The 25,902-nt window shown below is 67.8% G+C and carries 33 protein-coding genes; 28 read left to right on the top strand and 5 right to left on the bottom strand.

What is annotated here, in order from left to right:
- Nucleotide 1: 1 nt before the first annotated feature.
- The 21 genes from ACLBYA_RS03400 (at nucleotide 2) to ACLBYA_RS03300 (ending at nucleotide 15,519) form a co-directional block, all read left to right on the top strand.
- A complete protein-coding gene (locus tag ACLBYA_RS03400; RefSeq protein ID WP_447707959.1) occupies nucleotides 2–385 on the top strand; it encodes a Rieske (2Fe-2S) protein in 384 nt (127 codons plus the stop codon).
- Nucleotides 385–1,983, top strand: coding sequence for a gamma-glutamyltransferase family protein (locus ACLBYA_RS03395; protein WP_447707958.1), 1,599 nt, complete (start codon nucleotides 385–387; stop codon nucleotides 1,981–1,983). The genes ACLBYA_RS03400 and ACLBYA_RS03395 overlap by 1 nt, the downstream gene beginning before the upstream one ends.
- The gene (locus ACLBYA_RS03390) at nucleotides 1,973–2,422 is read left to right on the top strand and encodes a RidA family protein (RefSeq protein WP_447707957.1); all 450 of its coding nucleotides are present in this window, start codon (nucleotides 1,973–1,975) and stop codon (nucleotides 2,420–2,422) included. The genes ACLBYA_RS03395 and ACLBYA_RS03390 overlap by 11 nt, the downstream gene beginning before the upstream one ends.
- A gap of 189 nt (nucleotides 2,423–2,611) precedes the next feature.
- Nucleotides 2,612–2,980, top strand: coding sequence for a 50S ribosomal protein L14 (rplN, locus tag ACLBYA_RS03385; protein WP_447707956.1), 369 nt, complete (start codon nucleotides 2,612–2,614; stop codon nucleotides 2,978–2,980).
- The gene (gene rplX, locus ACLBYA_RS03380) at nucleotides 2,981–3,298 is read left to right on the top strand and encodes a 50S ribosomal protein L24 (RefSeq protein WP_019511000.1); all 318 of its coding nucleotides are present in this window, start codon (nucleotides 2,981–2,983) and stop codon (nucleotides 3,296–3,298) included.
- Nucleotides 3,299–3,300: 2 nt separating this feature from the next.
- The gene (gene rplE / locus ACLBYA_RS03375; RefSeq protein ID WP_447707955.1) at nucleotides 3,301–3,867 is read left to right on the top strand and encodes a 50S ribosomal protein L5; all 567 of its coding nucleotides are present in this window, start codon (nucleotides 3,301–3,303) and stop codon (nucleotides 3,865–3,867) included.
- A 3-nt stretch (nucleotides 3,868–3,870) separates the two neighbouring features.
- A complete protein-coding gene (locus ACLBYA_RS03370; RefSeq protein WP_019510998.1) occupies nucleotides 3,871–4,056 on the top strand; it encodes a type Z 30S ribosomal protein S14 in 186 nt (61 codons plus the stop codon).
- A gap of 74 nt (nucleotides 4,057–4,130) precedes the next feature.
- On the top strand, nucleotides 4,131–4,529 hold the full coding sequence (rpsH, locus tag ACLBYA_RS03365) for a 30S ribosomal protein S8 (protein ID WP_447707954.1): 399 nt from the start codon (nucleotides 4,131–4,133) through the stop codon (nucleotides 4,527–4,529).
- A gap of 12 nt (nucleotides 4,530–4,541) precedes the next feature.
- Nucleotides 4,542–5,081, top strand: a complete 540-nt coding sequence (gene rplF, locus ACLBYA_RS03360) for a 50S ribosomal protein L6 (RefSeq protein WP_447707953.1) — start codon at nucleotides 4,542–4,544, stop codon at nucleotides 5,079–5,081.
- 3 nt (nucleotides 5,082–5,084) lie between these two features.
- Nucleotides 5,085–5,492: a 50S ribosomal protein L18 gene (gene rplR / locus ACLBYA_RS03355; RefSeq protein WP_447707952.1), complete on the top strand. Its 408-nt coding sequence runs from the start codon at nucleotides 5,085–5,087 to the stop codon at nucleotides 5,490–5,492.
- Between the two features lie 25 nt (nucleotides 5,493–5,517).
- Nucleotides 5,518–6,183, top strand: a complete 666-nt coding sequence (gene rpsE, locus ACLBYA_RS03350; RefSeq protein WP_447707951.1) for a 30S ribosomal protein S5 — start codon at nucleotides 5,518–5,520, stop codon at nucleotides 6,181–6,183.
- Nucleotides 6,184–6,185: 2 nt separating this feature from the next.
- A complete protein-coding gene (rpmD, locus tag ACLBYA_RS03345; protein WP_447707950.1) occupies nucleotides 6,186–6,398 on the top strand; it encodes a 50S ribosomal protein L30 in 213 nt (70 codons plus the stop codon).
- Nucleotides 6,399–6,402: 4 nt separating this feature from the next.
- Entirely contained in the window at nucleotides 6,403–6,846 is a 444-nt protein-coding gene (gene rplO / locus ACLBYA_RS03340) for a 50S ribosomal protein L15 (protein ID WP_447707949.1), read from the top strand.
- A gap of 220 nt (nucleotides 6,847–7,066) precedes the next feature.
- A complete protein-coding gene (gene sppA / locus ACLBYA_RS03335) occupies nucleotides 7,067–8,833 on the top strand; it encodes a signal peptide peptidase SppA (protein WP_447707948.1) in 1,767 nt (588 codons plus the stop codon).
- Between the two features lie 23 nt (nucleotides 8,834–8,856).
- Nucleotides 8,857–9,495: a helix-turn-helix transcriptional regulator gene (locus ACLBYA_RS03330; protein ID WP_447707947.1), complete on the top strand. Its 639-nt coding sequence runs from the start codon at nucleotides 8,857–8,859 to the stop codon at nucleotides 9,493–9,495.
- Between the two features lie 42 nt (nucleotides 9,496–9,537).
- Entirely contained in the window at nucleotides 9,538–10,554 is a 1,017-nt protein-coding gene (locus ACLBYA_RS03325) for an acyl-CoA dehydrogenase (RefSeq protein WP_447707946.1), read from the top strand.
- Nucleotides 10,547–11,890, top strand: coding sequence for a PIG-L family deacetylase (locus ACLBYA_RS03320; RefSeq protein ID WP_447707945.1), 1,344 nt, complete (start codon nucleotides 10,547–10,549; stop codon nucleotides 11,888–11,890). Before ACLBYA_RS03325 ends, ACLBYA_RS03320 begins: the two co-directional genes overlap by 8 nt.
- A complete protein-coding gene (locus tag ACLBYA_RS03315; RefSeq protein WP_447707944.1) occupies nucleotides 11,887–12,594 on the top strand; it encodes a glycosyltransferase in 708 nt (235 codons plus the stop codon). The genes ACLBYA_RS03320 and ACLBYA_RS03315 overlap by 4 nt, the downstream gene beginning before the upstream one ends.
- On the top strand, nucleotides 12,594–13,655 hold the full coding sequence (locus ACLBYA_RS03310; RefSeq protein WP_447707943.1) for a glycosyltransferase: 1,062 nt from the start codon (nucleotides 12,594–12,596) through the stop codon (nucleotides 13,653–13,655). The genes ACLBYA_RS03315 and ACLBYA_RS03310 overlap by 1 nt, the downstream gene beginning before the upstream one ends.
- 33 nt (nucleotides 13,656–13,688) lie before the next feature.
- A complete protein-coding gene (locus ACLBYA_RS03305) occupies nucleotides 13,689–14,060 on the top strand; it encodes an STAS domain-containing protein (protein WP_447707942.1) in 372 nt (123 codons plus the stop codon).
- 94 nt (nucleotides 14,061–14,154) lie between these two features.
- Nucleotides 14,155–15,519, top strand: a complete 1,365-nt coding sequence (locus tag ACLBYA_RS03300) for an MFS transporter (protein ID WP_447707941.1) — start codon at nucleotides 14,155–14,157, stop codon at nucleotides 15,517–15,519.
- Here the strand turns inward: ACLBYA_RS03300 and ACLBYA_RS03295 are convergent.
- Genes ACLBYA_RS03295 through ACLBYA_RS03285 form a run of 3 tightly spaced genes read right to left on the bottom strand, consistent with a single transcriptional unit; the run spans nucleotide 15,500 to nucleotide 18,249 of the window.
- The gene (locus ACLBYA_RS03295) at nucleotides 15,500–16,420 is read right to left on the bottom strand and encodes a class I SAM-dependent methyltransferase (RefSeq protein WP_447707940.1); all 921 of its coding nucleotides are present in this window, start codon (nucleotides 16,418–16,420) and stop codon (nucleotides 15,500–15,502) included. The genes ACLBYA_RS03300 and ACLBYA_RS03295 overlap by 20 nt on opposite strands.
- Before the next feature lie 9 nt (nucleotides 16,421–16,429).
- Nucleotides 16,430–17,323, bottom strand: coding sequence for a class I SAM-dependent methyltransferase (locus ACLBYA_RS03290; protein ID WP_447707939.1), 894 nt, complete (start codon nucleotides 17,321–17,323; stop codon nucleotides 16,430–16,432).
- A 2-nt stretch (nucleotides 17,324–17,325) separates the two neighbouring features.
- Nucleotides 17,326–18,249: a class I SAM-dependent methyltransferase gene (locus ACLBYA_RS03285; RefSeq protein WP_447707938.1), complete on the bottom strand. Its 924-nt coding sequence runs from the start codon at nucleotides 18,247–18,249 to the stop codon at nucleotides 17,326–17,328.
- 278 nt (nucleotides 18,250–18,527) lie between these two features.
- Between ACLBYA_RS03285 and secY the strand changes: the two genes are divergently transcribed.
- The 6 genes from secY to ACLBYA_RS03255 all read left to right on the top strand — a co-directional run bounded on the left by secY (nucleotide 18,528) and on the right by ACLBYA_RS03255 (nucleotide 23,105).
- On the top strand, nucleotides 18,528–19,856 hold the full coding sequence (gene secY, locus ACLBYA_RS03280; RefSeq protein WP_447707937.1) for a preprotein translocase subunit SecY: 1,329 nt from the start codon (nucleotides 18,528–18,530) through the stop codon (nucleotides 19,854–19,856).
- Entirely contained in the window at nucleotides 19,853–20,398 is a 546-nt protein-coding gene (locus tag ACLBYA_RS03275) for an adenylate kinase (RefSeq protein WP_447707936.1), read from the top strand. The genes secY and ACLBYA_RS03275 overlap by 4 nt, the downstream gene beginning before the upstream one ends.
- A gap of 7 nt (nucleotides 20,399–20,405) precedes the next feature.
- A complete protein-coding gene (gene map / locus ACLBYA_RS03270; RefSeq protein WP_447707935.1) occupies nucleotides 20,406–21,206 on the top strand; it encodes a type I methionyl aminopeptidase in 801 nt (266 codons plus the stop codon).
- Between the two features lie 50 nt (nucleotides 21,207–21,256).
- Nucleotides 21,257–21,772 (top strand): sigma-70 family RNA polymerase sigma factor, encoded by a 516-nt coding sequence (locus tag ACLBYA_RS03265; protein ID WP_447707934.1) that lies wholly within the window; start codon nucleotides 21,257–21,259, stop codon nucleotides 21,770–21,772.
- On the top strand, nucleotides 21,769–22,482 hold the full coding sequence (locus ACLBYA_RS03260) for a zf-HC2 domain-containing protein (protein WP_447707933.1): 714 nt from the start codon (nucleotides 21,769–21,771) through the stop codon (nucleotides 22,480–22,482). The genes ACLBYA_RS03265 and ACLBYA_RS03260 overlap by 4 nt, the downstream gene beginning before the upstream one ends.
- Before the next feature lie 119 nt (nucleotides 22,483–22,601).
- Nucleotides 22,602–23,105 (top strand): MarR family transcriptional regulator, encoded by a 504-nt coding sequence (locus ACLBYA_RS03255; RefSeq protein ID WP_447707932.1) that lies wholly within the window; start codon nucleotides 22,602–22,604, stop codon nucleotides 23,103–23,105.
- Here ACLBYA_RS03255 and ACLBYA_RS03250 read toward each other — a convergent pair.
- Together ACLBYA_RS03250 and ACLBYA_RS03245 are read right to left on the bottom strand one after the other, a co-directional pair.
- On the bottom strand, nucleotides 23,055–24,335 hold the full coding sequence (locus tag ACLBYA_RS03250) for a GAF domain-containing sensor histidine kinase (RefSeq protein ID WP_447707931.1): 1,281 nt from the start codon (nucleotides 24,333–24,335) through the stop codon (nucleotides 23,055–23,057). The two genes, ACLBYA_RS03255 and ACLBYA_RS03250, sit on opposite strands and share 51 nt — an antisense overlap.
- On the bottom strand, nucleotides 24,332–24,994 hold the full coding sequence (locus ACLBYA_RS03245; RefSeq protein ID WP_447707930.1) for a response regulator: 663 nt from the start codon (nucleotides 24,992–24,994) through the stop codon (nucleotides 24,332–24,334). The genes ACLBYA_RS03250 and ACLBYA_RS03245 overlap by 4 nt, the downstream gene beginning before the upstream one ends.
- A gap of 105 nt (nucleotides 24,995–25,099) precedes the next feature.
- On the opposite strand from ACLBYA_RS03245, the gene ACLBYA_RS03240 reads away from it, so the two are divergent.
- Complete coding sequence (locus ACLBYA_RS03240) at nucleotides 25,100–25,876, top strand: haloacid dehalogenase (protein ID WP_447707929.1); 777 nt, start codon at nucleotides 25,100–25,102, stop codon at nucleotides 25,874–25,876.
- Nucleotides 25,877–25,902: the final 26 nt, after the last annotated feature.

Below are 25,902 nucleotides of genomic sequence, written 5' to 3'. Positions count from 1 at the left end.
AATGACTGAGCAGATGCAGGAAACGACAACGGAATTCGTCCGGGTGGCCCGCTCGGGTCAGGTGCCCGAGGGGATCGTGCGGCGGTTCTACGCGGGTGAACACGAGTTCGCGGTCGCCCGGCTGCGCGGCAAGGCGTATGCCACCTCCAACTACTGCACGCACCTGGACTGCCTGCTGTCCTCGGGCAAGCTGCGCGACGACGGTATCGGATGCTCCTGCCACGGGAGCGCTTTCGACCTGGAGACCGGTGAGCCCATCAGCCCACCTGCCACCGAACCCATCAAGACCTTCCCGTGCCAGGAACGCGACGGCGAGATCTTCGTCGGCGTGGTACCCGGGGAGACGCCGGCCGGACCGACCCGCCGGGCCCGCCGGAGCAGCTGATGAACCCCGCCCGACGCCCACCCACGCTGTCGACCGGGGCCATGGTCAGTGCCAGCCATCCGGCCGTCAGCCTCGCCGGTGCGCGGGTGCTGGCCGACGGCGGCAACGCCATCGACGCCACCCTGGCGATGGCCGCGATGAGCTGGCTGACCCTGCCCGGGCAGTGCGGTATCGGCGGTGACGCCTTCGCCGTGGTCCGCGAACCAGACGGCCGGGTCTGGACCGTCAACGGCTCCGGTTTCGGTCCCGACGGCGGCACACCGGATTTCTATGCCGCATTGGGACTCTCGGCGCTGCCGATGGACGGCCCGCTCGCCGTCGCGGTGCCCGGCGCCCCCGCCGCGCTGGCCGTCCTGCACCGCGCGGGGGCCACCAGATCACTGCCCGCCCTGTGGGAACCCTCAGCCCGAGTCGCCGAGAACGGGCTGCCGGCCTCGGCGAAGACCGCCGAGGACGTCGCCACCGCGCTTGCCCCGATCACCGCGGATCCTGGGCTGGCGGCGGTCTACACCGAGGCCGGCGGCCCGGTGTGCATCGGAAACGCCTTGCGGCACCCACAATTGGCGGCCACCATTCGTGCGCTGGCCCACGATCCGGGGTCGTTCTACACCGGTGCGTTCGCCCACCGCGCCGTCGAGGCGCTGCGCGCCGGTGGCGCTCCGTTCAGCGGTGACGAGTGGTCCGCCGGTGCACAACTGGTCGCCGAGCCGGCACTGACCGGGCACTACACCGGTGCCTTGGTGCATCAGACCCCGCTGCCCACCCCCGGCTGGATGGTGCTGCAGCAGGCCGCACTGTGCGACGGGGTGGTGGGTTTCGACGGCTGGCTCTCCGCGGCCGCCATCGATCGACTGGCCCGCGCGGCGCGGCTGTCGTTTGCCGACCGATTTGCCTTGTGCGGCAGCGACAACACGGGTGCCGACTACGTGCTGACCGCCGAACGCCTGGTTTGTCAGCGTCGCGATCTCGATGAACGCACCGAGGCGCGCAGCCGGATCAGTGTCGGCGCGGGGGACACCACCTCGACCGTCGCCGTCGACGCCGACGGCCGCGCAGTCAGCTTCATCCACTCACTGGCCTTCACCTTCGGCGCCAAGTTCACCGTCCCCGGTACCGGGGTGGTGCTCAACAACCGGCTGGGCCGCGGTGCCTACCTGATCCCGGGACACCCCAACGAGGTCGCACCGCGTCGCAAACCGCTGCACACCCTCAACGCCTGGGTCGTCACCGATGAGCGCGGTGGGTTGCTGCACGTCGGCAACACCCCCGGCGGCGACGGACAGGTGCAGTGGAACATGCAGCTGCTCTCGCACGTCCTGGACCACGGCCTCGATCCGGCCGAAGCCGTCGCCGCGCCACGATTCACGGTCTTCCCGGGATCGGATGCCGATGTCATCGGCGCCCCTGACGAACTGCGGGTCGAGCCGGGGATTCCCGCGACGGTGCGTGACGAGCTCACCGCGATGGGGCACCGGGTTGTGGTGCAACCGCCGTGGGGGGCGGGCGGCAGCGCCCAGGTGATCTCGGTCGACGAGCGCGGCGTGCTCAGCGGGGCCGCCGACCCCCGCCAGGAGGGAATCGCGCTCGGTGTCGATTGAGCGCTCCGCGCAGGTGTCGCCCGACCGGAGCGCGCCCGCACCACAGGGCGACTATGTGCCGGCGGTGCTGCACAACGGACTGATCCACACCGCCGGGATGACGCCGCGTGCCGACGGGGTGCTGCTCTACAGCGGTGTCGTCGGCACCGACCTCACCATCGACGAGGCCCGCGCCGCGGCCGCTCGCGCCGCCACCAATGCGCTGGCCGCGGCGCGCTCGGTGCTCCCGCCGGGCGCCGGCCTGCGGGCGCTGAAGATGACCGTGTTCATCGCCTGCACCCCAGCATTCACCCAGCTCAGCGCCGTCGCCGACGGCGCGTCCGCGGTGCTGGCCGCCGAACTCGGCCCCGCCGCGCTCCCGGCGCGCAGTGCGATCGGGGTGGCCGCGTTACCCTCGGGAGCGCCCGTCGAGGTGGAACTGACCGCCGCCGTCAGCTGACCGGTCCGGGCTCGCTGAACAGCGATTTGGTGCATTGCACGTGCTCACCTAGTATGTAGGGGTTGCCTCGGGCAGACCTCGGCTGGTTTGTGCAGTTTTCATCTCAGCCCTGCGTGCCCTGAAGTGACAAAGACCGCGTACGTCCAGGTCGGTATCTGGCGTGCATACAAAACCAGGTCAGGAGATCGAGTGATTCAGCAGGAATCGCGGCTGAAGGTCGCCGACAACACGGGTGCCAAGGAGATCTTGTGCATCCGCGTTCTCGGTGGCTCGTCGCGGCGCTATGCCGGCATCGGCGACATCATCGTGGCGACCGTCAAGGACGCCATCCCGGGCGGCAACGTCAAGCGCGGCGATGTGGTCAAGGCCGTCATCGTGCGCACCGTCAAGGAACGCCGTCGCGCCGACGGCAGTTACATCAAGTTCGATGAGAACGCCGCGGTCATCATCAAGAACGACAACGACCCGCGTGGCACCCGCATCTTCGGCCCGGTCGGGCGCGAGCTGCGCGAGAAGAAGTTCATGAAGATCGTTTCGCTTGCCCCGGAGGTGTTGTAAATGAAGGTGCACAAGGGCGACACCGTGCTCGTCATCTCCGGTAAGGACAAGGGCGCCAAGGGCAAGGTCATCGAGGCCTACCCGACCCGCGAGAAGGTCCTCGTCGAGGGTGTCAACCGGATCAAGAAGCACACCGCGCAGTCGCAGAACGAGCGCGGCGCCTCTTCCGGCGGCATCGTCACGCAGGAAGCCCCGATCCACGTCTCGAACGTCATGGTCATCGATTCCGATGGCAACCCGACCCGCATCGGCTACCGCGTCGACGAGGAGTCCGGCAAGAAGGTTCGCGTCTCCAAGCGCAACGGCAAGGACATCTGAGAATGACCACAGTTGAGAACAAGGTGCAGCCGCGACTGAAGGCGCGCTACCGCGAGGAAATCAAGGACGCGCTCAACAGCGAGTTCAACTACGCCAACGTGATGCAGATCCCCGGCGTGGTCAAGGTCGTCGTGAACATGGGTGTCGGTGACGCCGCCCGCGACGCCAAGCTGATCAACGGTGCGGTCAACGACCTCGCCCTGATCACCGGCCAGAAGCCCGAGATCCGCAAGGCCCGCAAGTCCATCGCCCAGTTCAAGCTGCGCGAGGGTATGCCGATCGGCGCCCGGGTGACCCTGCGCGGCGACCGGATGTGGGAGTTCCTCGATCGTCTCGTCTCGATCGCCCTCCCGCGTATCCGCGACTTCCGCGGCCTGAGCCCCAAGCAGTTCGACGGCAGCGGCAACTACACCTTCGGGCTTGCCGAGCAGTCGGTGTTCCACGAGATCGACGTGGACTCCATCGACCGCCCGCGCGGCATGGACATCACCGTCGTCACCTCGGCGACGAACGACGACGAAGGCCGTGCGCTGCTGCGCGCTCTGGGCTTCCCGTTCAAGGAGAACTGAGCAATGGCAAAGAAGGCTCTGGTCAACAAGGCCAACAAGAAGCCGAAGTTCGCAGTGCGCGCTTACACCCGGTGCAACCGGTGCGGTCGCCCGCATGCCGTGTTCCGCAAGTTCGGCCTGTGCCGGATCTGCTTGCGCGAAATGGCGCACGCGGGCGAACTGCCCGGTGTGCAGAAGTCCAGCTGGTAACCAGCATTCATTACTGATTAACACGGCAGGCCACGAATCCGTGGAACCGCCGCGAGGAAGGTGAACCGGCTGTCATGACGATGACCGATCCCATCGCAGACTTCTTGACGCGTCTGCGTAACGCCAATTCGGCGTATCACGACGAGGTGACACTGCCCCACTCGAAGATCAAGGCGAACATCGCCGAGATCCTCAAGAGCGAGGGCTACATCTCCGATTACCGCACCGAGGATGCACGCGTGGGCAAGGCCCTCGTGGTGTCGCTCAAGTACGGCCCCAGCCGTGAGCGCAGCATCGCCGGCCTGCGTCGGGTCAGCAAGCCCGGTCTACGGGTCTACGCAAAATCCACCAATCTGCCGCGGGTGCTCGGCGGCCTGGGCGTGGCGATCATCTCCACGTCCTCGGGCCTGCTCACCGACCGCCAGGCAGCTCGATCGGGCGTGGGCGGCGAAGTCCTCGCGTACGTCTGGTAGGGGGACAACAACATGTCGCGTATTGGAAAGCAGCCGGTGGCAGTGCCCGCCGGTGTCGACGTCACCATCGACGGCCAGAACGTCTCGGTGAAGGGGCCCAAGGGCACCCTGACCCTGGACATCGCCGAGCCGATTCAGGTGTCGCGCAACGACGATGGCGCCATTGTGGTGGCCCGTCCGGACGACGAGCGGCGCAGCCGTTCGCTGCACGGCCTGTCGCGCACCCTGGTGGCTAATCTGGTCACCGGTGTCACCGAGGGCTACACCCGCAAGATGGAGATCTTCGGCGTCGGCTACCGCGTCGCACTCAAGGGTTCCAACCTGGAGTTCGCGCTGGGCTACAGCCACCCGGTCCTCATCGAGGCCCCCGAGGGCATCACGTTCGCGGTCGAGACACCCACCAAGTTCTCGATCACGGGTATCGACAAGCAGAAGGTCGGCCAGATCGCCGCGGTCATCCGCCGCCTGCGCCGCCCCGACCCGTACAAGGGCAAGGGCGTGCGTTACGAGGGTGAGCAGATCCGCCGCAAGGTCGGAAAGACAGGTAAGTAACCCATGGCTACCACGAAGACCGAAGCCGCCATCCGTAAGCCGGTGGGGCAGAACATCTCCGAGACCCGTCGGACCGCTCGCCTGCGTCGTCACGCGCGTCTGCGCAAGAAGGTCGAAGGCACTGCAGAGACCCCGCGTCTGATGGTCAACCGTTCGTCGCGGCACATCCACGTGCAGCTGATCGACGATCTCGCCGGCGTCACCGTCGCCGCGGCCTCGTCCATCGAGCCCGACGTGCGTGCCGTCGACGGTGACAAGAAGGCCCAGAGCGTGAAGGTCGGTCAGCTGATCGCCGAGCGCGCCAAGGCCGCCGGTATCGACACGATCGTCTTCGATCGTGGTGGGTACACCTACGGTGGCCGGATCGCCGCGCTGGCGGACGCCGCGCGCGAAGGCGGGCTGAAATTCTGATGACTGACAACGAGAGGACTGCATGATGGCCGACCAGGCTGGCGCCGGTTCGGCGCAGGACAATCGCGGTGGCCGCGGGGATCGTGGCGGCCGTGGCCGTGACGACCGTGGCGGCCGTGGCCGCGGCGACGACCGCGGTGAGAAGAGCAACCACATCGAGCGCGTCGTCACCATCAACCGCGTCTCCAAGGTGGTCAAGGGTGGCCGTCGCTTCAGCTTCACCGCCCTGGTCATCGTCGGCGACGGCAACGGCATGGTCGGCGTCGGCTACGGCAAGGCCAAGGAAGTTCCGGCCGCCATCGCCAAGGGTGTCGAAGAGGCTCGCAAGAACTTCTTCCGCGTGCCGCTGATCGGTAGCACCATCGTGCATCCGGTTCAGGGTGAGGCCGCGGCCGGTGTCGTGATGCTGCGCCCCGCCAGCCCGGGTACCGGCGTCATCGCCGGTGGTGCCTGCCGCGCCGTGCTCGAATGTGCGGGTGTGCACGATGTGCTCGCCAAGTCGCTGGGCAGTGACAACGCGATCAACGTGGTGCACGCCACCGTTGCCGCGCTCAAGATGATCCAGCGACCGGAAGAGGTTGCGGCCCGTCGTGGGCTCGCCCTCGAGGACGTGGCGCCGGCCGGCATGCTCAAGGCCCGGCGCGAGAGCGAAGCGCTGGCTGCTGCAGCCGCGCGTGAGGGATCGGCATAACCATGGCAGAAGTCAAGATCACCCAGGTGCGCGGAACCATCGGCGCACGCTGGAAGCAGCGCGAAAGCCTGCGGACCCTCGGGCTGCGGAAGATCCGCCAGTCCGTGGTTCGTGAGGACAACGCCCAGACGCGCGGTCTGATCAAGACCGTGCATCACCTGGTCACGGTTGAGTCGGTCGGCGATGAGCGTTCACGCGAAGAGCAGAAGGGCTAGGACGATGAGTGTTATCAAGCTTCACGATCTGAAGCCGGCTCCGGGCAGCAAGACCGCCAAGACCCGCGTCGGTCGCGGTGAGGGCTCCAAGGGCAAGACCGCCGGTCGCGGTACCAAGGGCACCAAGGCCCGCAAGAACGTCCCCGCGACGTTCGAGGGTGGCCAGATGCCGATCCACATGCGGCTGCCGAAGCTCAAGGGCTTCCGCAACCGCTTCCGGGTCGCCTATGAGGTGGTCAACGTCGGCGATATCGCCAAGGCGTTCCCCGAGGGTGGCACCATCGGTGTCGCCGAGCTGGTGGCCAAGGGCCTGGTTCGCAAGAACACCCTGGTGAAGGTGCTCGGCGACGGCAAGCTGTCCGTCAAGGTCGACGTCACCGCCAACAAGTTCAGCGGCTCCGCGCGGGAGGCCATCACGGCCGCCGGCGGTTCGGCCACCGAACTGTAGTTCTATCCGTCAGAAGGCCCCTGCTTCGGCAGGGGCCTTTTGCGTTGTGCGTGGGTTCAGCCGAAGCGGTTGGGTGCGGGTTTCGGCTGACGTGAGGTACGTCTGCCCGGTGCCGGAGCGTGCGTGGGTTCCGCCGAAACAGTCGAGTGGGCACGCCGACTGAAACCTCGTTCTCGTTCGGCGAAAACCCTGGGACCAGACCCGCCGGTAGGCTCGGAAGATGTTCGGATTGCTGCCCAACCTGCCCGGCCCGGATGACCTTCGCAACGTGTTCCGCAAGGTCGACACCGCCCGTCACAACGGCGTTCCGCGCGGCTGTGTGCTGGAACTCGATCTGCAGGTCGCCCCGCCGGAGTCGGTCGGATTCGATCCGTTGATGCTGATCAACCTCGGTGGTAAGCCGCTGACACTGCGCCAGGCCGTCGCGGCGATCCACCGGGCCGCCACCGACGACCGGGTGGCCGGCCTGATCGCGCGGGTTCAGTTGTCCGCCGCACCACCGGGACCGATCCAGGAACTGCGCGAGGCGATCACCGCATTCGGTACCGACAAGCCGACGCTGGCCTGGGCCGAGACCTATCCGGGCACCCTGTCCTACTACCTGGCCTCGGCGTTCCGCGAGGTGTGGATGCAGCCGTCGGGCACCGTCGGGTTGATCGGATTCGCCACCAGCGCACTGTTCCTGCGCGATGCGCTGGGCAAGGCCGGCATCGAGGCGCAGTTCGTCGCCCGCGGCGAATACAAGTCGGCAGCAAACCTTTTCACCCAGGACAGTTACACCGATGCGCACCGCGAGGCGGACAGCGCGATGATCGGCAGCCTGCACCGGCAGGTCCTGACGGCCGTCGCGCAGGCCCGCGGGTTGGAGCCGTCCGCGGTGGACGAGTTGGCCGACAAGGCGCCGCTGCTGCGTGACGACGCCGTCGCCGGTGGCCTGATCGACCGGATCGGATTCCGCGACGAGGCCTACGCCCGGATCAGCGAATTGGCCGGTGCCGCAGCACAAGCCGACAGTGAGGACGGCGCGCCGCGGCTGTACCTGTCCCGTTACGCGCGGGCAACCGCGGCCAAGCCGGCCCCGCCGATGCCAGGACGCACCAAACCGACGATCGCGGTGGTGACGCTGCACGGTCCGATCGTCAGCGGCCGCGGTGGGCCGCAGGTACTGCCGTTCGGTAACTCCAACGCCGGTGGCGACACCATCGCCGCCGCCCTGCGCGAGGCCGCCGCGGATGACGAGGTGTCCGCGATCGTGCTGCGGGTCGACAGCCCCGGTGGCTCGGTGACCGGGTCGGAGACCATCTGGCGGGAGGTGGTGCGCGCCCGCGAGGTCGGCAAGATCGTGGTGGCCTCGATGGGATCGGTCGCCGCCTCCGGCGGCTACTACGTGTCGATGGCGGCCGACGAGATCGTCGCCAACCCCGGCACCATCACCGGATCCATCGGTGTGGTGACCGGCAAACTGGTCTCCCGCGAGCTCAAGGACAAGCTCGGTATCGGCTCGGATGCGGTGCGCACCAACACCAATGCCGATGCGTGGTCGGCGAACGCGCCGTTCACCCCCGAGCAGCACGCCCAGGTCGAAGCCGAGGCCGACCTGTTCTACGCCGACTTCGTCGAGCGGGTTGCCCAGGGTCGCAACATGACTGTCGCCGATGTCGACGCAGTCGCCCGCGGCCGGGTGTGGACCGGTGCCGACGCCGCCGAGCGCGGTCTGGTGGACACCCTCGGCGGGCTGCGCACGGCCATCAACCGCGCCAAGGTGCGGGCCGGTCTGGACGTCGACGAGCAGGTGCGGGTGCGAAGCTATCCCGGCGGTTCGATGTTGGACATGTTGCGGCCCAAGCCGTCCTCGCAACCGGCGGCCGCGTCGCTGCCGCAGGCGATGGCCGCCCTGCTCGGGCAGTCGGTGGCCGGCGTGCTCGAGCAGACACACAAGTCGCTGACCGGGGCGCAGGCGATGTGGCTGGGAGAGTATCGGTTCTAAGGTAGGCCGACTAGGGTGACCCGGTGAGCAGCACGCCCGTGACCGTGGCCATCATCAACGATTACGAACTGATCGTGGCCGGCCTGGCTGTGCTGCTCAAACCCTATGCGGACCGGGTGCGCATCGTCGAACTCGATTCGCGTACCGAGGTGGCCAGCCCCGTGGACATAGCCATCTGGGACACGTTCGCCGCGGCACAGGGCGACCGGACCGATGTCAGCGACCTGGTGGGACACGCACACATCGGCCGTATCGTGGTGTACTCCTGGAATATCGACCAGCTGCTGATCGACCGGTCGATGGCCGGCGGGGTCAGTGGGTATCTCGCCAAATCGTTGCCGATCGATCGGGTGGTCGACTGTCTGGAGCGCATCCACGCCGGCGAGACGGTGGTCGAGCGTGGTGACGGCAGCATGACCATGCGGGTGCCCTGGCCTGGCCAGGATGCCGGCCTGTCGGCGCGCGAGGCCGAGGTGCTCGCCCTGATCACCCAGGGCCGGACCAACAACGAGATCGCCGAACGCTGTTACCTGTCCATCAACACCGTGAAGTCGATCGTGCGGTCGCTGTACCGCAAGCTGGGCGTGACCCGGCGCGCCCAGGCCGTCGCCTGGGGTATCGCGCACGACTTCGAACCCGAGGTGGCACGAATTCACCCTTAGGGGTGTAGTCGGGCGACTCGGGTTGCCCGTTGAATCGGATCAGTGCGCAATCTGATCGACGAACAACTCCGCGAACGCCTGCCGGTGCCGGCGGACGGGACCGTCGACGTCACCGGCGCGCTGGGCATCGCACGAGAGTTGACGGGCCGCAGGCCCGGTGCCGGACGCACCCTCGAATACCTCCAGGCGCTCGCGACTCTGGGGGTGGTGGATGCCGCGTTGGCCCGCGTCGTCGAACCGCACCTCGACGCACTGGCCATCCTCGATCAGGCCGGGCTCGGCGCCACCATCGCCGCGATCGGGGCCGACGAACATTCCACCTGGGGTGTGTACGCGGCCCATTCGGCCGATCACCACCTGCGGGCCGAACAGTGCTCCGACGGGTGGCGGCTCTCGGGTACCAAACCGTGGTGTTCGCTGGCCGATCGGCTGTCGCACGCGGTCATCATCGCCGAGGTGCCCGGTCGCGGCCAGCAGGCGTTCGCCGTCCGCCTCGACGACCGACATGTCCGGGTGCTGCCCACCGCATGGGTGTCACGGGGCCTGTCATGCATACCGAGCGGGCCGATCGCCGTGCACTCGCTGCCGGCGGTGCCGGTCGGCGACCCCGGCTGGTACGTCGCTCGGCCGGGATTCGGTTGGGGCGGAATCGGTGTCGCCGCAGTCTGGTATGGAATCGCGCTGGCATTCCGGGAGCGGATGCTGGCCCACGCGGGCTCCCGTGGCGCCGAACCGATCCTGCTGGCGCAACTGGGCACCATCGACGAGCACCAGTTCGCGGCAGAAACCACGCTGGAACACGCCGCCGCGGCCATCGACGCGGGCTGTCAGGATCCGCTGCTGCTCGCGCAGCGGGTCCGCGCGGTGGTGGCCAGGGCAGCCGAGATCACCATGCACACCACGAACTCCGCGCTCGGTCCCGGGCCGCTGGTGGCCGACGAGGATTACGCGCGACGCGTCGCCGACCTGACGGTGTACCTGCGCCAGCATCACGGGCAGCGGGATCTGGCGTTCCTGGGTCAGCTGGTGGCCGCGGTCCCCGGGCGCAGCCATGTCTGAGGCACGGACCTTCAGCCACCGCGATGACGGCACCCCGGAGCCGGTCTGGCTGCTCGACACCGGGTGGGACCAGGTCGCGCGGCTGGACCTGGACACCGTGCTGACCCGATATCCGCGGGTGGTGCTGCTCGCGCCGCACCCCGACGACGAAACACTGTCACTCGGTGCAACTCTGGCGGACCTGGCCACCCGGGGCGCCCAGGTGACCATCGTCTTCGCCACCCACGGATCGACTCCGCGGCGCCGGGAGGGGCAACGCGCCGCCGCGGTGCTCGGCGGGCACATCTCGACGGTGTGGTGGGATCTGCCCGACGGCTCGCTGGCCGGCGCGCAAGACGAAATGGTCGGCCGCCTGACCGACCTGATCGACGACCGTACCGTGCTGTTCGCGCCCGTCGAGTGTGACGGGCACACCGATCACGAGGCGGCGGCACGGGTAGCCGAGGCAGCGGCCCGCACCATGTCGGCACTTCTGTTGCTGTATCCGATCTGGTTGTGGCACTGGGCTACTCCCGCTGATATCGACTGGTCTCGAGTACGGCTGCTGGCGCCGACATTGTCCGGGTTGCACACCAAGACCACGGCCATCGAGTGCTACACCAGTCAACTCGCGGCCGGTGACGACGCCCCGATCCTGGGGCCCGGCGTGCTGCGCCGGGCACACCGCGTGTTCGAGACATTGCTGGTGCCGGCGTCACCAGATCTGGCGGCCCGCGCGTCAGGCATGGTGGCCTCGGATCGGCACCGTGCCGATATCGCCGGCCCCTTCGACGCCATGCTCGACAGCGAGGGCGAGGATCCCTGGCATCTCGACGATTTTGCCTATGAGCGCCGTCGGTTGGGATTGGTGCTCGCCTGTCTGGGCCGCGAGCGCTACCAGCGGGTTCTTGAGGTGGGGTGCGCCACCGGGCAACTCTCCGAGGAACTGACCGGCCGGGCCGACACCGTGGTCGCGCTCGACGCCAGCGCGCGTGCCCTGGCGGTCGCACGCAGCAGAACCGATGCCGTGCAATGGATCTGCGGCAGCGCGCCGGCCGACCTGCCCGACGGAGACTTCGACGTCGTCATCCTCTCCGAGGTCGGCTACTTCCTGGACGGTCCCGAGCTGACGGCGACGCTGCGCGCCGCGCGCCGGCACATCGCCGCGCGCGGCGAGATCGTGCTGGCGCACTGGCGCGGTGCCACCTCGGGCATCCCGCTGGACGGCGCCGCCGTGCATCGGCAGGCCGCCACGCAACTGGACCTACCGTTGCGCGCGCGGTACGAGGATGTCGACCTGGTCGTCGAGGTATGGGGCGAACCGGTCTCGGTGTACCGGGAGTACCGCGGCGCATGACAGTCACCATTCGTCATGTCGAGGTCGTAATCCCCGCACGTGACGAGGAAGAACACATCCATGCGTGCCTGGGCAGCCTGCGCGACAGCGCCGCGTTGCTGCGTACCGAGAACACGGGAGTCACCTGCGGTGTCACCGTGGTCTTGGACCGCTGCAGTGACAGCACCGGTGCCATCGCGGCCGCGGCTGGGGCGCATGTCGTGCATTGCGACGCCGGCAATGTCGGTTCGGCGCGCCGGGTGGGAACCGCGGATGCCATCAGACGGGCGCGGCTGGCCGGAGTCGAGGAGGCCGCCCTCTGGATCGCGAACACCGACGCCGACACCCGGGTGCCGGCGACCTGGTTGCATACCCAGCTCGCACTGGCCGACTCGGGAACCGATGCGGTGATCGGCACGGTGATCCCGGGTGATGTCACGCCGGAGGTGTACCGGTTATGGCTGCAGAACTACGAACTCACCGAGGGGCACCGCCACGTGCACGGTGCCAACCTCGGAGTCCGGGCCTCGGTATACGCCGGTGCGGGGGGCTTTTGCGAGTCCGAACTCGGCGAGGATGTCGATCTGGTGCAGCGGATCCGCGCGTTCTCGACACGGTGGATCGCCACCCACGAGACCAGTGTGCTCACCTCCGGTCGCACGGTCTCGCGGGTGGTGGGCGGCTTCGCCAGTCATCTGGCCGGACTGGGTGTCGAGGCGACCTGATGCGGATTGCCGTGATCGGGCCGTCGCGACATGCGGTCTCCCCGCCGTACGCCGGTGGACAGGAACGGTTCACCGCGGACCTGGTGCGTGGTCTGGGGCAGCGCGGCCACCACATCGAACTGTGGGCGCGTGCGGGCAGCGATTGTGTCGGTGCCGACGACCTGCACGTGATGGCCGAGACCCCGGAACTCTCCGAGGTCGCCTCGGGTGACCCGAACATGCCAGAACCTGCGTTTCTGGACGATCAGGTGGCCTATCTGGGCGTCGTACGGGATCTGTTGTGCCGCAGTGATATCGATGCGGTGCTCAACGAGAGTCTGCATCAGCTCCCGCTGGCGCTGAGTTCCGCGTTGCGGATACCGATGGTGACCACCTTGCACACACCGCCCTTCCCGTGGATGGAGATCGGTGCCTGGCTGGCGGACTCGGCGACCTATCTGGTCGCGGTCAGCGCCGCGCTGCGCAGGCAGTGGACCACGTTGGGATCGGTGCATGTGATCCACAACGGTGTCGATCCCGCCCGCTTCCCCGTGGGACCGGGTGGACCGGATCTGGCCTGGGTCGGCCGGCTCACGCCGGAGAAGGGCGCCGATATCGCCATCGCGGCAGCCACGTTCGCGCGGCGGCGGTTGCGGCTGGCCGGACCGATCGCCGATGCCGACTGGTTCGCCCACAGCATCCGTCCACGGCTGACGGCTGATATCGAGTATGTGGGGTCGCTACACGACGAGGAGTTGGCCGACCTCTACGGACAGAGCGCGGCGACGCTGGTGACACCGCGCTGGGAGGAACCGTTCTGCCTCGTCGCGGCCGAATCCCAGATGTGCGGGACACCGGTGCTCGGGCTGCGGCGCGGTGGCCTGGCCGAGGTCGTCTACCCGCCCGGGGGAGTGCTGGTGGCCCCCGGCGACGGTGAATCCCGGCGACTGGCCGCCGCGATGGACGAGGTGACCACGCAGGACCGCGCGGCCGTCGCGACAGCGGCCCGCGACCGACTGAGTTATGACGACACCGTCGACGGTTATGAGCAACTGCTTGCACTGGCCAGGCGGTCGAGATGAGAGAAGGTGGCACGCCGTGGTTGAGGAGACACCGTGATTGACGAGGCATCCGCGGGGCGGGTGAGATGTACGGTCGCCGAGCGACGGATCGGGGAGGTGACGGTGCTGGCGGTGGCCGGCACCGTCGACACCCTGACCGCGCCGGTACTCGAGGATGCGATCACCCGCACGGGCGGATCGCGCGCCCTGGTGGTCGACCTGACGGATGTGGATTTCTTGTCGTCGGTCGGAATGGGCGTGCTGGCGGCGGCGCACGCCGATCTGATGCCGTCCGTGCGATTCGCCGTCGTCGCCGACGGCCCGGCCACGAGTCGGCCGCTGACCCTGATCGGACTGACCGATCTGATCCGTGTTGTCCCAGCTCTCGCCGATGCGCTCCGGTTTGTCGCCGATGGGCATGTTTGAGTCAGTGGCACATCGGGCACGCCCCAAGGGGCGCGGCGACTGTGTCGTGCGCACTGCCGGGTAGGCAGTCCAGACACGGGAGCAACGAGAAGCAGTGAGCAGTACCGCAACAACCAGCACGTCTCCGGCGACGGTCCGAAGGGCTGTCGCAGCCTCGGCGATCGGCAATGCCACCGAATGGTTCGACTACGGCATCTACGCCTTCGGGGTCAGCTACATCTCGGTGGCGATCTTCCCCGGCGACACCCAGAGTGCGACGCTGCTGGCGTTGATGACGTTCGCGGTGTCCTTTCTGGTCCGCCCGCTGGGCGGGTTCGTGTGGGGGCCGCTGGGCGATCGGATCGGTCGTAAACAGGTGCTGGCACTGACCATTCTGCTGATGGCCGGGGCGACCCTCGGTGTCGGCTTGGTGCCATCCTATGCCGCGATCGGGATCTGGGCGCCGATCTTGTTGGTGGCGTTGCGGATGGTGCAGGGCTTCTCGACCGGCGGCGAATACGGTGGCGCGGCAACGTTCATGGCTGAGTACGCGCCGTCGCGGCGCCGCGGATTCTTCGGCAGCTATCTGGAATTCGGCACCCTGGCCGGTTTCTCGTTGGGTGCCATCCTGATGCTGACCTGCTCGCTGGTGCTCACCGACGATCAGATGCATTCCTGGGGTTGGCGATTGCCGTTCCTGGTGGCCGCTCCGCTGGGGCTGATCGGGGTCTATCTGCGCTCCCGCCTCGAGGAGACCCCGGTGTTTCAGGAGCTGCACGAATCCGACGACACCGAGGACACCACGTCCACCCAGTTCAAGACGCTGATCACCGACTACTGGCGGCCGATCCTGCGACTCGGCGGCCTGGTGGTCGCCCTGAACGTCGTCAACTACACGTTGTTGAGTTATATGCCAACGTATCTGGAGGGAACCATCGGGCTGGACTCCAGTCACGCCCTGGTGGTGCCGATCATCGGCATGCTCACCATGATGGTCTTCCTACCGTTCGCAGGTATGCTCTCCGACCGGTTCGGCCGCAAGCCGTTGTGGTGGTTCTCGGTGATCGGCCTGTTCGTTGCCGGGGTGCCGATGTTCATGCTGATGGGAACCGGAATAGCCGGTGCCATCATCGGTTTCGCAGTGCTGGGCCTGCTGTATGTGCCGCAGCTGGCCACCATCTCGGCGACCTTCCCGGCGATGTTCCCGACCCAGGTTCGGTTCGCCGGTTTTGCCATCGCCTACAACGTGTCGACATCGCTGTTCGGCGGCACGGCGCCGGCGGTGAACGAGTGGCTGATCGGGGCCACCGGCAGCAATCTGGTACCGGCCTTCTACATGATGGCGGCGTGTGTGGTCGGCGCGGTGGCGCTGATCGGCATGCCAGAGACGGCCAGGTGCCCCATCGGCGGCACCGAGACCCCCGGCACCCCGGAGGCGCCGGCACCGCTGGAGTACGAGGTCAGCGCAGCCGGCCGCTGATGTAGACGATCTCGCCGAGCACGTCGCGGTCACCGAAATCGGGTCTGTCCAGGCCGTACCGGGCGAACAGGTCTGATCGCGCCACCCCGGACATGTCCCAGCCCTTGGCGCCCAGATAGTCTGCGGCAGAAGTGCGTTCACCGTGATAGACCAGTGACGGCATGTCCATCTCCAACCCCAGCTTGCTGAACGTGTCCGCGGCGGCACGGGCCTTCTCCGGATCAAAATCCTTCATGCCTGGCACGAATTCGGTGGCCAGTGTGCTGCCCGGTGCGCTGAGGGCGTGGATGTTGTCGAACAACCGGTCCTGGGCGTCCTGGGGCAGATAGATCAACAGCCCCTCGGCGCACCACGCCGTCGGCTGATCGGTATCGAGACCGGCGGCATGCATCGCGGCGGGCCAGTCCTCGCGCAGGTCGATCGGCACCGTGCGGCGCTGCGCGGTCGGTGCCGCCCCGAGATCGGCCAGGGTACGGGTCTTGAACTCGATGACCTCGGGTTGGTCGACCTCGTAGACCACGGTGCCGTCGGCCCACGGCAGGCGGTAGGCGCGGGCGTCCAGACCGGCCGCCAGGATGACCGCCTGGCGTACCCCCTGCTCGCCTGCCGTCACGAAGTAGTCGTCGAAGAACTTTGTCCGCACCGCCATCTCGTCGATGTTCGACTTCACCTGGGCGGCACCCTCGGGTGCCAGCTTCTCGATGGCCGCGATGTCCATCGTGCCGTCGACCATCATGGTGAACGCCGGGATACCGACCGCCCGCACCAACGGTGCGGCGAACGGGTCGTCGAACAGTGGGTGCTCACCGGCGGTGGCGATGGCACGCCCGGCGGCCACCATGGTCGCTGTCGCCCCCACGCTGGAGGCCAGGTCCCAGCTGTCGCCGTCAACACGTGCCATGGCGGGTCCTCATTTCAGGTGTGCGGTGAGGTAGCCGGAGTCGCCGACCATCGCGGCCAATCGGTCGTCGGGCCGCTCGAAGCCGTTGGCGGCGTAGGCCTGTGCGTTGGGCAGCACCGTGGTCTGCCAGCCCGCCGCCGTCAGGTGATCGGCGGCCGGCGTGCGCGGACCGTTGTAGAACAGGGCATTCAGGTCGATATCGCTGCCGTACCGGCGGCCGCGTTCGGTCAGCTCCTTGGCCCAATCGCCGGTCAGCGCCCGGGTGTCCATATGTTCGGTTGCCAGTGCACTGCCGGGAGCGCTCAGCGTGGTGATGCTGTCCAGCAGCCGGTCCTGGGCCTCGGGCGGCAGATAGATCAGCAGGCCCTCGGCGATCCAGGCCGTCGGCTTGGCCGGATCGAAGCCCGCCGCCCGCAGCGCGGCAGGCCAGTCGTCGCGCAGGTCGATTCCCACCGTGCGTCGGTCCACGGTCAGTTCGGCACCGGCATCGGTGAGCACCCGGGTCTTGAACTCGATGACGGCGGGCTGGTCGATCTCGAACACCACGGTGGCGGCCGGCCAGTCGAGCCGGTAGGCGCGGGTGTCCAGCCCGGAGGCCAGGATGACGGCCTGCCGGACGTGGGATGCCGTCGTGAAGAAATCGTCGAAGAACCGCGTGCGCACCGCGATGTGCTCACGCATCTGGTCCATCCCGAACAGCGGGTCGGCCTGATCGCCGAGCCCGCCGTTGGCCACCTTCACGAAGTGGGGGAGCCCGACGGCCTCGACGAGCAGCGCGGCGTACGGATCGTCGATCAGCGGGTCGGGTCCACGGCTGGCCAGCGCGCGGGATGCGGCCACCGATGTCGCGGTGGCGCCGACACTGGACGCCAGATCCCAGGTGTCACCCTCGGTCCGTGCCATCGTCAGCCTTTCGGTTTGATCGCGGTGATGTACACAGGCTGACCGAATTGCAGGTCGTCGTCCAGGGCCGGCAGCCCGTAGCGCTCCAGCAGCCCGTTGGTGGGCACCCCGGAGGTCTCCCAGCCCAGCTCGATGAGGTGGGTGGTGGCATCGGTGCGGTCGCCGAGGTAGATGAGCTCGCTGAAGTCCAGATCGAACCCGTGATCGGCCCATTGATCGCGGACGGCCTGCATGCGCTCACGCGCTTCGTCCTGATCCAGGTCGGCCATGTTGGGGACGGCCTCGGCGGCCAACCGGCTGCCCGGAGCGCTGTTCTCGGTGATCACCTCGAGCAGGCGGTCCTGCGCCTCCGGCGGCAGGTAGCCGAACAGTCCCTCGGCGATCCAGGCTGTCGGCTTGGCCGGATCGAAGCCGGCCGCCCGCAGCGCGGCAACCCAGTCGTCACGCAGATCCACGGCCACCGTGCGGCGGTCGGCGGTCGGCGCGGCACCCAGGTCGGTCAGGGTCTGCGACTTGAACGCGATCACCTCGGGCTGGTCCACCTCGAACACCACGGTGCCGGCCGGCCAGGCCAGTCGGTAGGCGCGCGCGTCCAGGCCGGCGGCCAGGATGACGGCCTGCCGGACACCCGCGCCGGCGGCGTCGCTGTAGAAGTCGTCGAAGAACCGGGTGCGGGCCGCCATGCCGTTGGCGAAGCGCGCGATGTTCATCTGCGGGTCGTCGCCGAGTTCGGTCTCGGTGATCTCGCCGTCGACCAATTTGGTGAAGAAGTCCACGCCGACCGCACGAACCAGCGGTGCGGCGAACGGATCGTCGATCACCGGGTTGGGGGCTGCGCTGGCCATCGCCCGGGCCGCGGCCACCATCGTGGCGGTGGCGCCCACGCTGGACGCCAGGTCCCAGGTGTCTCCGTCGGTGCGTGCCATGAGCTCGACTCCCTTGCAAAATTAATTAGCTGATGTAACGAACAACTCCGACTGTACGCGCCGAATTTGAGGAGGCCCTGAGTGCTGCCCGGGTGGCCAGGTGCGGCCCGCCGATAAGGGCAGTGCTGGTGGCAGCTGTTACTCTCGTAGACTGTTTGACGCGCGACTCTGCAGGTTGTGAACCTGCTGGTAGGTGGCGCGAGACTTTAACCAGACGCTGGTAGGAACCAGCCCCATCGGCACGCCGCGTAAATGAAGCCGGCTGCGCAGGAGGAAGAGTGCTTTCGGCTTTCATCTCGTCGCTGCGGACTGCCGACCTTCGGAAGAAGATTCTCTTCACCCTCGGGTTGGTCGTGCTGTACCGCGTCGGCGCGGCCGTCCCGTCGCCCGGGGTCAACTATCCGAACGTCCAGCAGTGCATCGACCAGGTCAGCGGTGGTGATTCGGCGCAGATCTACTCGCTGATCAACCTGTTCTCCGGTGGCGCGCTGCTGCAGCTGTCGATCTTCGCCGTCGGCGTCATGCCGTACATCACGGCGAGCATCATCGTGCAGCTGCTGACCGTCGTCATCCCGCGTTTCGAGCAGCTCCGCAAGGAGGGGCAGGCGGGTCAGGCCAAGATGACGCAGTACACGCGTTATCTGTCGATCGCCCTCGCGATCCTGCAGGCCACCAGCATCGTGGCGATGGCTGCCAACGGCGCCCTGCTGCAGGGCTGCTCGCTGGAGATCATCGACGACTCGTCCATCTGGGGCCTGGTCGTCATCGTGCTGGTCATGACCGCCGGCGCCGCCCTGGTGATGTGGATGGGCGAGCTGGTCACCGAGCGCGGTATCGGCAACGGCATGTCGCTGCTGATCTTCGCCGGTATCGCCGCCCGCATCCCGTCCGAGGGCAAGATGATCCTGGACGCCCGCGGCGGCCTGGTCTTCACCTTCGTCTGCATCGGCGCCCTGGCCATTCTGGTCGGCGTGGTGTTCGTCGAGCAGGGTCAGCGCCGGATCCCCGTCCAGTACGCCAAGCGAATGGTGGGCCGACGCATGTATGGCGGCACGTCGACCTACCTGCCGCTGAAGGTCAACCAGGCGGGCGTGATCCCGGTGATCTTCGCCTCCTCGCTGATATACATCCCGCAGCTGATCACCCAGCTCATCGACAGCGGCCGCGCCAATCCGGGCACCGGGTGGTGGAGTTCGTTCGTCGCCAACCATCTGTCCAACCCGACCAGCATCACGCACATCGCCGTCTACTTCGGTCTGATCGTCTTCTTCACGTACTTCTACGTGTCGATCACGTTCAACCCCGAAGAGCGTGCCGATGAGATGAAGAAGTTCGGTGGGTTCATCCCCGGCATCCGCCCGGGTAAGCCGACCGCCGACTATCTCAAGTACGTGTTGAGCCGGATCACCCTGCCGGGCTCGATCTACCTCGGTGCAATCGCTGTCCTCCCGAATGTGTTCCTGCAGGCCGGCAGCGGTGGTGCCACCCTGCAGAACCTGCCGTTCGGTGGTGTCGCGGTGCTGATCATGATCGGCGTCGGCCTGGACACCGTGAAGCAGATCGAAAGCCAGTTGATGCAGCGCAACTATGAAGGGTTCCTCAAGTGAGAATTGTTTTGCTCGGACCGCCCGGCGCCGGTAAAGGAACCCAGGCGGAGAAGCTGGCCGCTCAGCTCGGCATCCCGCAGATCTCCACCGGGGACCTGTTCCGCCACAACATCAGCAACGGCACGCCGTTGGGCATCGAGGCCAAGAAGTACCTGGACGCCGGTGACCTGGTGCCCGCGACCCTGACCAATGCCCTGGTCGACGATCGCATCGACCACGACGACGCGGCCGCCGGATTCATCCTCGACGGCTTCCCGCGTTCGGTCGAACAGGCCGAGGCGCTCAAGGAGATGCTGGCCAAGCGCGGTCTGCAGCTCGACGCCGTCGTCGAGTTCCGGGTCCCCGAGGACGAACTGGTAGAGCGGCTCAAGGGCCGCGGCCGCGCCGACGACACCGAGGACGTCATCCGCAACCGCTTCAAGGTCTACCGCGACGAGACCGCGCCGCTGCTCGACTACTACGCCGACGAACTCAAGACCGTCGACGCCGTCGGCTCGCTGGACGAGGTGTTCGCCCGGGCGCTGGCCGCGCTCGGCAAGTAACGCCGCCATGATTTCGGTGCCTGGCCTGCGTCGTAAGGTCGTTCCGCAACGCAGTCCGGGTGAACTGGATGCGATGGCCGCCGCCGGCGCGCTGGTGGCCGCCGCGCTCCAGGCGGTCCGGCAGGCCGCCGCTCCCGGTGTCAGCACCGGCGATCTGGATCGGATCGCCGAATCCGTCATCCGGGACGGCGGTGGCGTCCCGTCGTTCCTGGGCTACCACGGCTTCCCGGCCACCGTCTGCGCCTCGGTCAACGACCGGGTGGTGCACGGTATCCCGTCGGACTCCGAGGTGCTGGCCGCCGGTGACCTGGTGTCCATCGACTGCGGTGCCATCCTCGACGACTGGCACGGCGACTCGGCCGTCACCTTCGGGGTGGGCGCCCTGATCGAGGCCGACGAGTTGCTCTCGGCCGCCACCCGGTTCTCCATGGAGGCGGGTATCGCGGCGATGGTGCCGGGCAACCGGCTGACCGATGTGAGCCACGCGATCGAGACCGGCACCCACGCCGCCGAGGCCCGCGACGACCGCAAGTACGGCATCGTCGCCGGTTACGGCGGGCACGCCATCGGCCGCGAGATGCACATGGACCCGTTCCTGCCGAACGAGGGCTCACCCGGCCGTGGCCCCTACCTGGAGGTCGGGTCGGTGCTGGCGATCGAACCGATGCTGACCCTGGGCACCACCAACACCAAGGTCCTCGACGACGACTGGACGGTCGTCACCACCGACGGATCCCGGGCAGCGCACTGGGAGCACACCGTCGCGGTGACCGCCGACGGTCCGCGCATTCTCACCTTGTTGGCCTAACGTCTGAACCGGGTCACCACCCACGTCGTATCACCAGACGGAGGTTGGGAGTGGACGATCCGGAGGCCGCGATGATGCGGGCACTGTACGACGAGCACGCGGGACCGCTGTGGCGTTATGCGCTGAGGTTGACCGGCGATGCTGCGCGTGCCGAGGACGTCGTACAGGAGACCCTGGTGCGCGCCTGGAACCATCCGGAGGTCCTGGCCGATCCGGACCGTTCCGTGCGCCCGTGGCTGTTCACCGTCGCGCGTAATCTCGTGATCGACGAGCGACGCAGTGCGCGTGCCCGCCATGAGACCGGCACCCCCGATCTGGAATTGGTCGCCGAGCGCGCCGGCCCGGATGAAGTGGACACCGCGTTGGACCGATTACTCATCAGCACCGCACTGGCCGAACTCTCCGAGGACCACCGCGCGGTGATTCGGCGGGCCTACTACCAGGGCTGGAGCACCGCCCAGATTGCCGCGGACCTCGGCATCGCCGAAGGCACCGTGAAATCGCGATTGCACTATGCGGTACGTGCACTGAGACTCAACCTGCAGGAGATGGGGGTGACCCGATGACCGATTTCCCGGCACCCCGCTCGGGCGCCCACGATCGGTACGCCACCTGGGACGCCAGCTATGTGTTGGGTGCGTTGTCCCCGGCCGAACGCCGCGAGTTCGAGACCCATCTGCAGGGCTGCGAGCACTGCAGGGCCGCGGTCGGTGAGCTGACCGGCATGCCCGCGCTGCTGGGCATGCTGGACCTGGCCGATCTGGACTCGATGGAGCGCGAACCGGAGCTTCCGCCCACACTGCGCGGTGACGTGCTCGCCCGGGTCCGGGTACGTCAGCGCCGTGGTCGCTGGCTGACCACCGCCGCTCTCGGATTGGCCGCCGCCCTGCTGGCCATCGGGCTGGTGGCGGTGATCCGACCGGAGATCCTTGGTCTGCAGCAGGATTCGCCACCGGCCGTGGCCATGCTGGAGATGGGCAAGGTCTCCGAGACGCCGATCAACGCCAGCATCGCACTCTCAAACTACAGCTGGGGCACCCGTATCGACATGGCGTGCAGCTATGGCGACTGGGGACGCCGCGACGCCCCGCCCCAGAATCTGGGCATGGTGGTGATCGGCCGGGACGGCAGCCGCACCCAGATCGCCACCTGGCTGGGACTTTCCGGTGCGACCGCACTGCCCAGCGGGAACACCCCGATGCGGCAGAGCGAAATCGCCTCCGTGCAACTGGTTTCGGCCGATGACGGAAAGGTGCTGCTGGAAAGGCAGTTGTAGCCATGCGGATTCCTCGCGAGCTGAGGGTACCTCCCGCTTGCGGGGGAACATGAAACTGCAATTCTTGGCTGGAAATTGACAGTTTTGCGTCTGCTCGCCGGGAGACGGTATGAAAAGGGATGCCCTCACACCCGGCCGACCATGACCCGATCGCGCTGGCCCGCGACAACTGGGAGCGGGCCGGCTGGGCCGATGTCGCCGGTGGCATGGTGGCCGTCACCTCGGTGATGCGCGCCCACCAAATCCTGCTGGCCCGGGTGGAGACCGCGCTACGGCCCTACGACCTGAGTTTCTCCCGATTCGAACTGCTGCGGCTGCTGGCCTTCACCCGGCACGGCGAGTTGCCCATCACCAAGGCCTCGGACCGCTTGCAGGTGCACGTCACCAGCGTCACGCACGCGATCCGCCGGTTGGAGAGCGACGGTCTGGTGGAACGTCTTCCGCATCCGACCGACGGCCGCACCACGTTGGTCCGGCTGACCGATCTGGGGCGCTCGACGGTCGAGGACGCCACCGAGACCCTGAACAAGGATGTGTTCGCCGATATCGGCATCACCGAGGAGCAGTCGCGCTCACTGGCCACCGCGATCGAGACGTTGCGCCGCCATTCCGGGGACTTCTGAGCGCTCGGCGGCATTCGGCAGCGGGATCGTCGCGGTGACCGTGGTCCCGGCACCGGGCCGCGACCGGATGTGCAGTCGGCCGCCGACGATCTCGGCGCGCTCGGCCATCGACAGCAGTCCGTAACCGCCCATGTCGTCACCGCCGAGCGGGTGTTCGAGGGTGTCGAAACCGATTCCGTCATCGGCGATTTCGAGACACGCCGTATCGTCGCGCAGGCTGAACGCCAATCGGGCCCGGCCGGCCCTGGCGTGTTTGACGACGTTCTGCAGACACTCCTGGGCGATCCGGTACAGCGCCAGCTCGATGTGATCGGGGAGGCGTTGGTCGGCGAGCTCCACCTCGAGTTCGAGCTGCGGGATGGACCGGGCCAGGCTGGCCAGCCCACCGGCCAGCCCGAGATCGTCGAGCACCGGTGGTCGCAGCCCGCCGATCGCCGCCCGGGCCTCGGCCAGTGTCAGGTCCACCAGTTCGCGGGCCTTGCCGAGCTGCTCACCGGCCAGTGCCGGGCTGTCGGCGACGGCGCGGCTGGCCGCATCCAGCCAGTAGGACAGGGTGACCAACCGCTGCGAGATGCCGTCGTGGATATCACCGGCCAGCCGCCGTCGTTCCAGTTCCTGGGCCTCGATGACCTGCTCGACGAAATTCTCGTGCGCCCGTTCGCGGGCCACCAGCTGGCGGTGCAGCCGGGCCTGGTGCAGCGCGCCTGCGATCAGTCGCCCGATCACCAGCAGCAGTTCGACATCGCGGGCGGTGAATTCGCGGCGTGCCACGGTGTGCACGTTCAGCACGCCGACCAGTCCACCGGGATCGGTCTGCATCGGCACCGACACCATCGAGGTGAAATCGGACCCGCGCAGCGATTCGAAGGGCAGGTAGCGCGGGTCGGATTCCTTGTCGTGCCCGATCACCACGGGTTCGCGGTTGCTGGCCACCCAGCCGGAGATGCCCTGGCCCAGGGGTAGCCGGATTTTGCCGACCTCGCTGTCGAACGGCGGGGTGGCACCGGTCAAGGTCAATGATCGTTCGGTGTCGTCGAGCACGTGCACGAAGCAGACGTCGGTCGCGGTGGCGTCGGTGATCATCTGGGCCGCGGCCGCGGCGAGCGGTTCGACACCCGGCCCGCGGGAGGTGGCCTCGATCAACCCGCGCAGCAGCGCCAGTTCCCGGTCGGCGGTCAGCACCGTGCGGCGGGTGGGAGCGGAGCGACTCGGGGAGATGTTGAGGTTCATTGATAGATGCCCTCGCGCAGGGCGGTGGCCACCGCGCCGGTGCGGTCGCTGACCCCGAGCTTGCGGTAGATGGAGCTCAGGTGGGTTTTGACGGTCTCGTCGCCGATCACCAGTTTGGTGGCAATACCACGGTTGGACAGCCCGCTGACCACATGCGACAAGATCTCGCTCTCGCGCTGGGTCAGCCCTTGCCTGGCACCGGGCCAGAACTCGTCGCGTTGCAGCCGGGCTGCCGTGTCCGCGGCGCGGGCCGCCATCCCCGGATCGATCGCGGTCTGGCCTTGGTGGGCCAGTTCCAGCTGGCGGACCAGCTCGTCGCTGCGGATGCTCTTGAGCAGGTACCCGGCCGCCCCGACCCGCAGCGCCTGGAACAGGTACTGCTCGTCCTCGTAGACCGACAGCATCACCACCCGGCGGTCCGGGTCGCGTTCGCGCAGGGCCAGGCACAGGTCGAGCCCGGACAGGCCCTGCATGCGGACATCACACAGCACGATGTCGGGATCGAGGTCGGCGACGACGTCGAGCGCGCGTTCGGCGCCCACGGCCTGGCCCACCACCTCGACCCGGTCGGTGAAGGCGGTGAGCATGACCTTGAGGCCTTCGATGACCATCTCGTGGTCATCGACCAGCACAAGGCGCATCGGGTCCGGCGGCGCCATGGGTCAACGATAGAGCCGCGAACGCCCGGGGACGTCGAACTTGGCCTCGGAGATCCCCCACCCGGGGGACGCGCCCGACATGTGATCTGCGCCACTGTAGCGGACATGCAAGGGGAGACATCCACGGGGACGTTCTGGTTTCGCCACACCGATCCGCTGCGGGCGGTGATCTTCGATCTCGACGCCATGGCCGACCTGCGGTTCGACGGCTATCGCGCGGTGTTCAACGCGGCATTTGCCGCCCTGAACCTGTCGCTGGAGTGGAGCGTGGAGCGGTACCGGCAGCTGCTGGCACTGCCCGACGAACGGCTCCGGGTCGCCGCGGAGCTGCGCAAACGCTGTGTCGGCACCGAGTGCGATGTGCTGGTCAACCTCCTGGTCGACGAGATCTGCGCGACCAAGGACATGATGTTCGACGAGATGATCCTGGACGCCGGACTGGCGCCGCGCGCCGGTCTGGGCGACCTGGTCACCGACTGTTTCGTCGCGCATGTCCCGGTCAGTGTGGTGACCGACGGGCGCCGCCGGTGGGCACAGCCGCTGGTGGCTCAGCTGGTCGGTGCGGGCCTGGTGGAGAACGTGGTGACCGCCGACGATATCGGTGTCCCGCCGCGCGGGACGGCGCTGTTCGGCCACGCGCTGGCCGAGTTGGGGGTTGCACCCCAGGACGCGCTCGCGGTCGTCGGCTCGGCCGCCGGGTTGCGGGACGCGAACGCAGCCGGGCTGGCGACCGTGTTCATCGACGGCGACGGTGCCGGGGGCCCGCGACCCGCGGTCGCGGTCCGCACGGACTACAGCGGCGCCGAGGACGCGCTGCGACTGGCCCGATGTCGGCGCCTGCACGAGCAGTGGTGGGCCGAGCACACCCCGAGCGCCGCGTGAGGACGCGATTTGCGCACATTCGGTAA

This window comes from Mycobacterium sp. C31M (genome assembly GCF_053345865.1).
The sequence above is the reverse complement of the archived record's forward strand: the minus strand, read 5'-3'. Positions and strand labels throughout refer to the sequence as shown.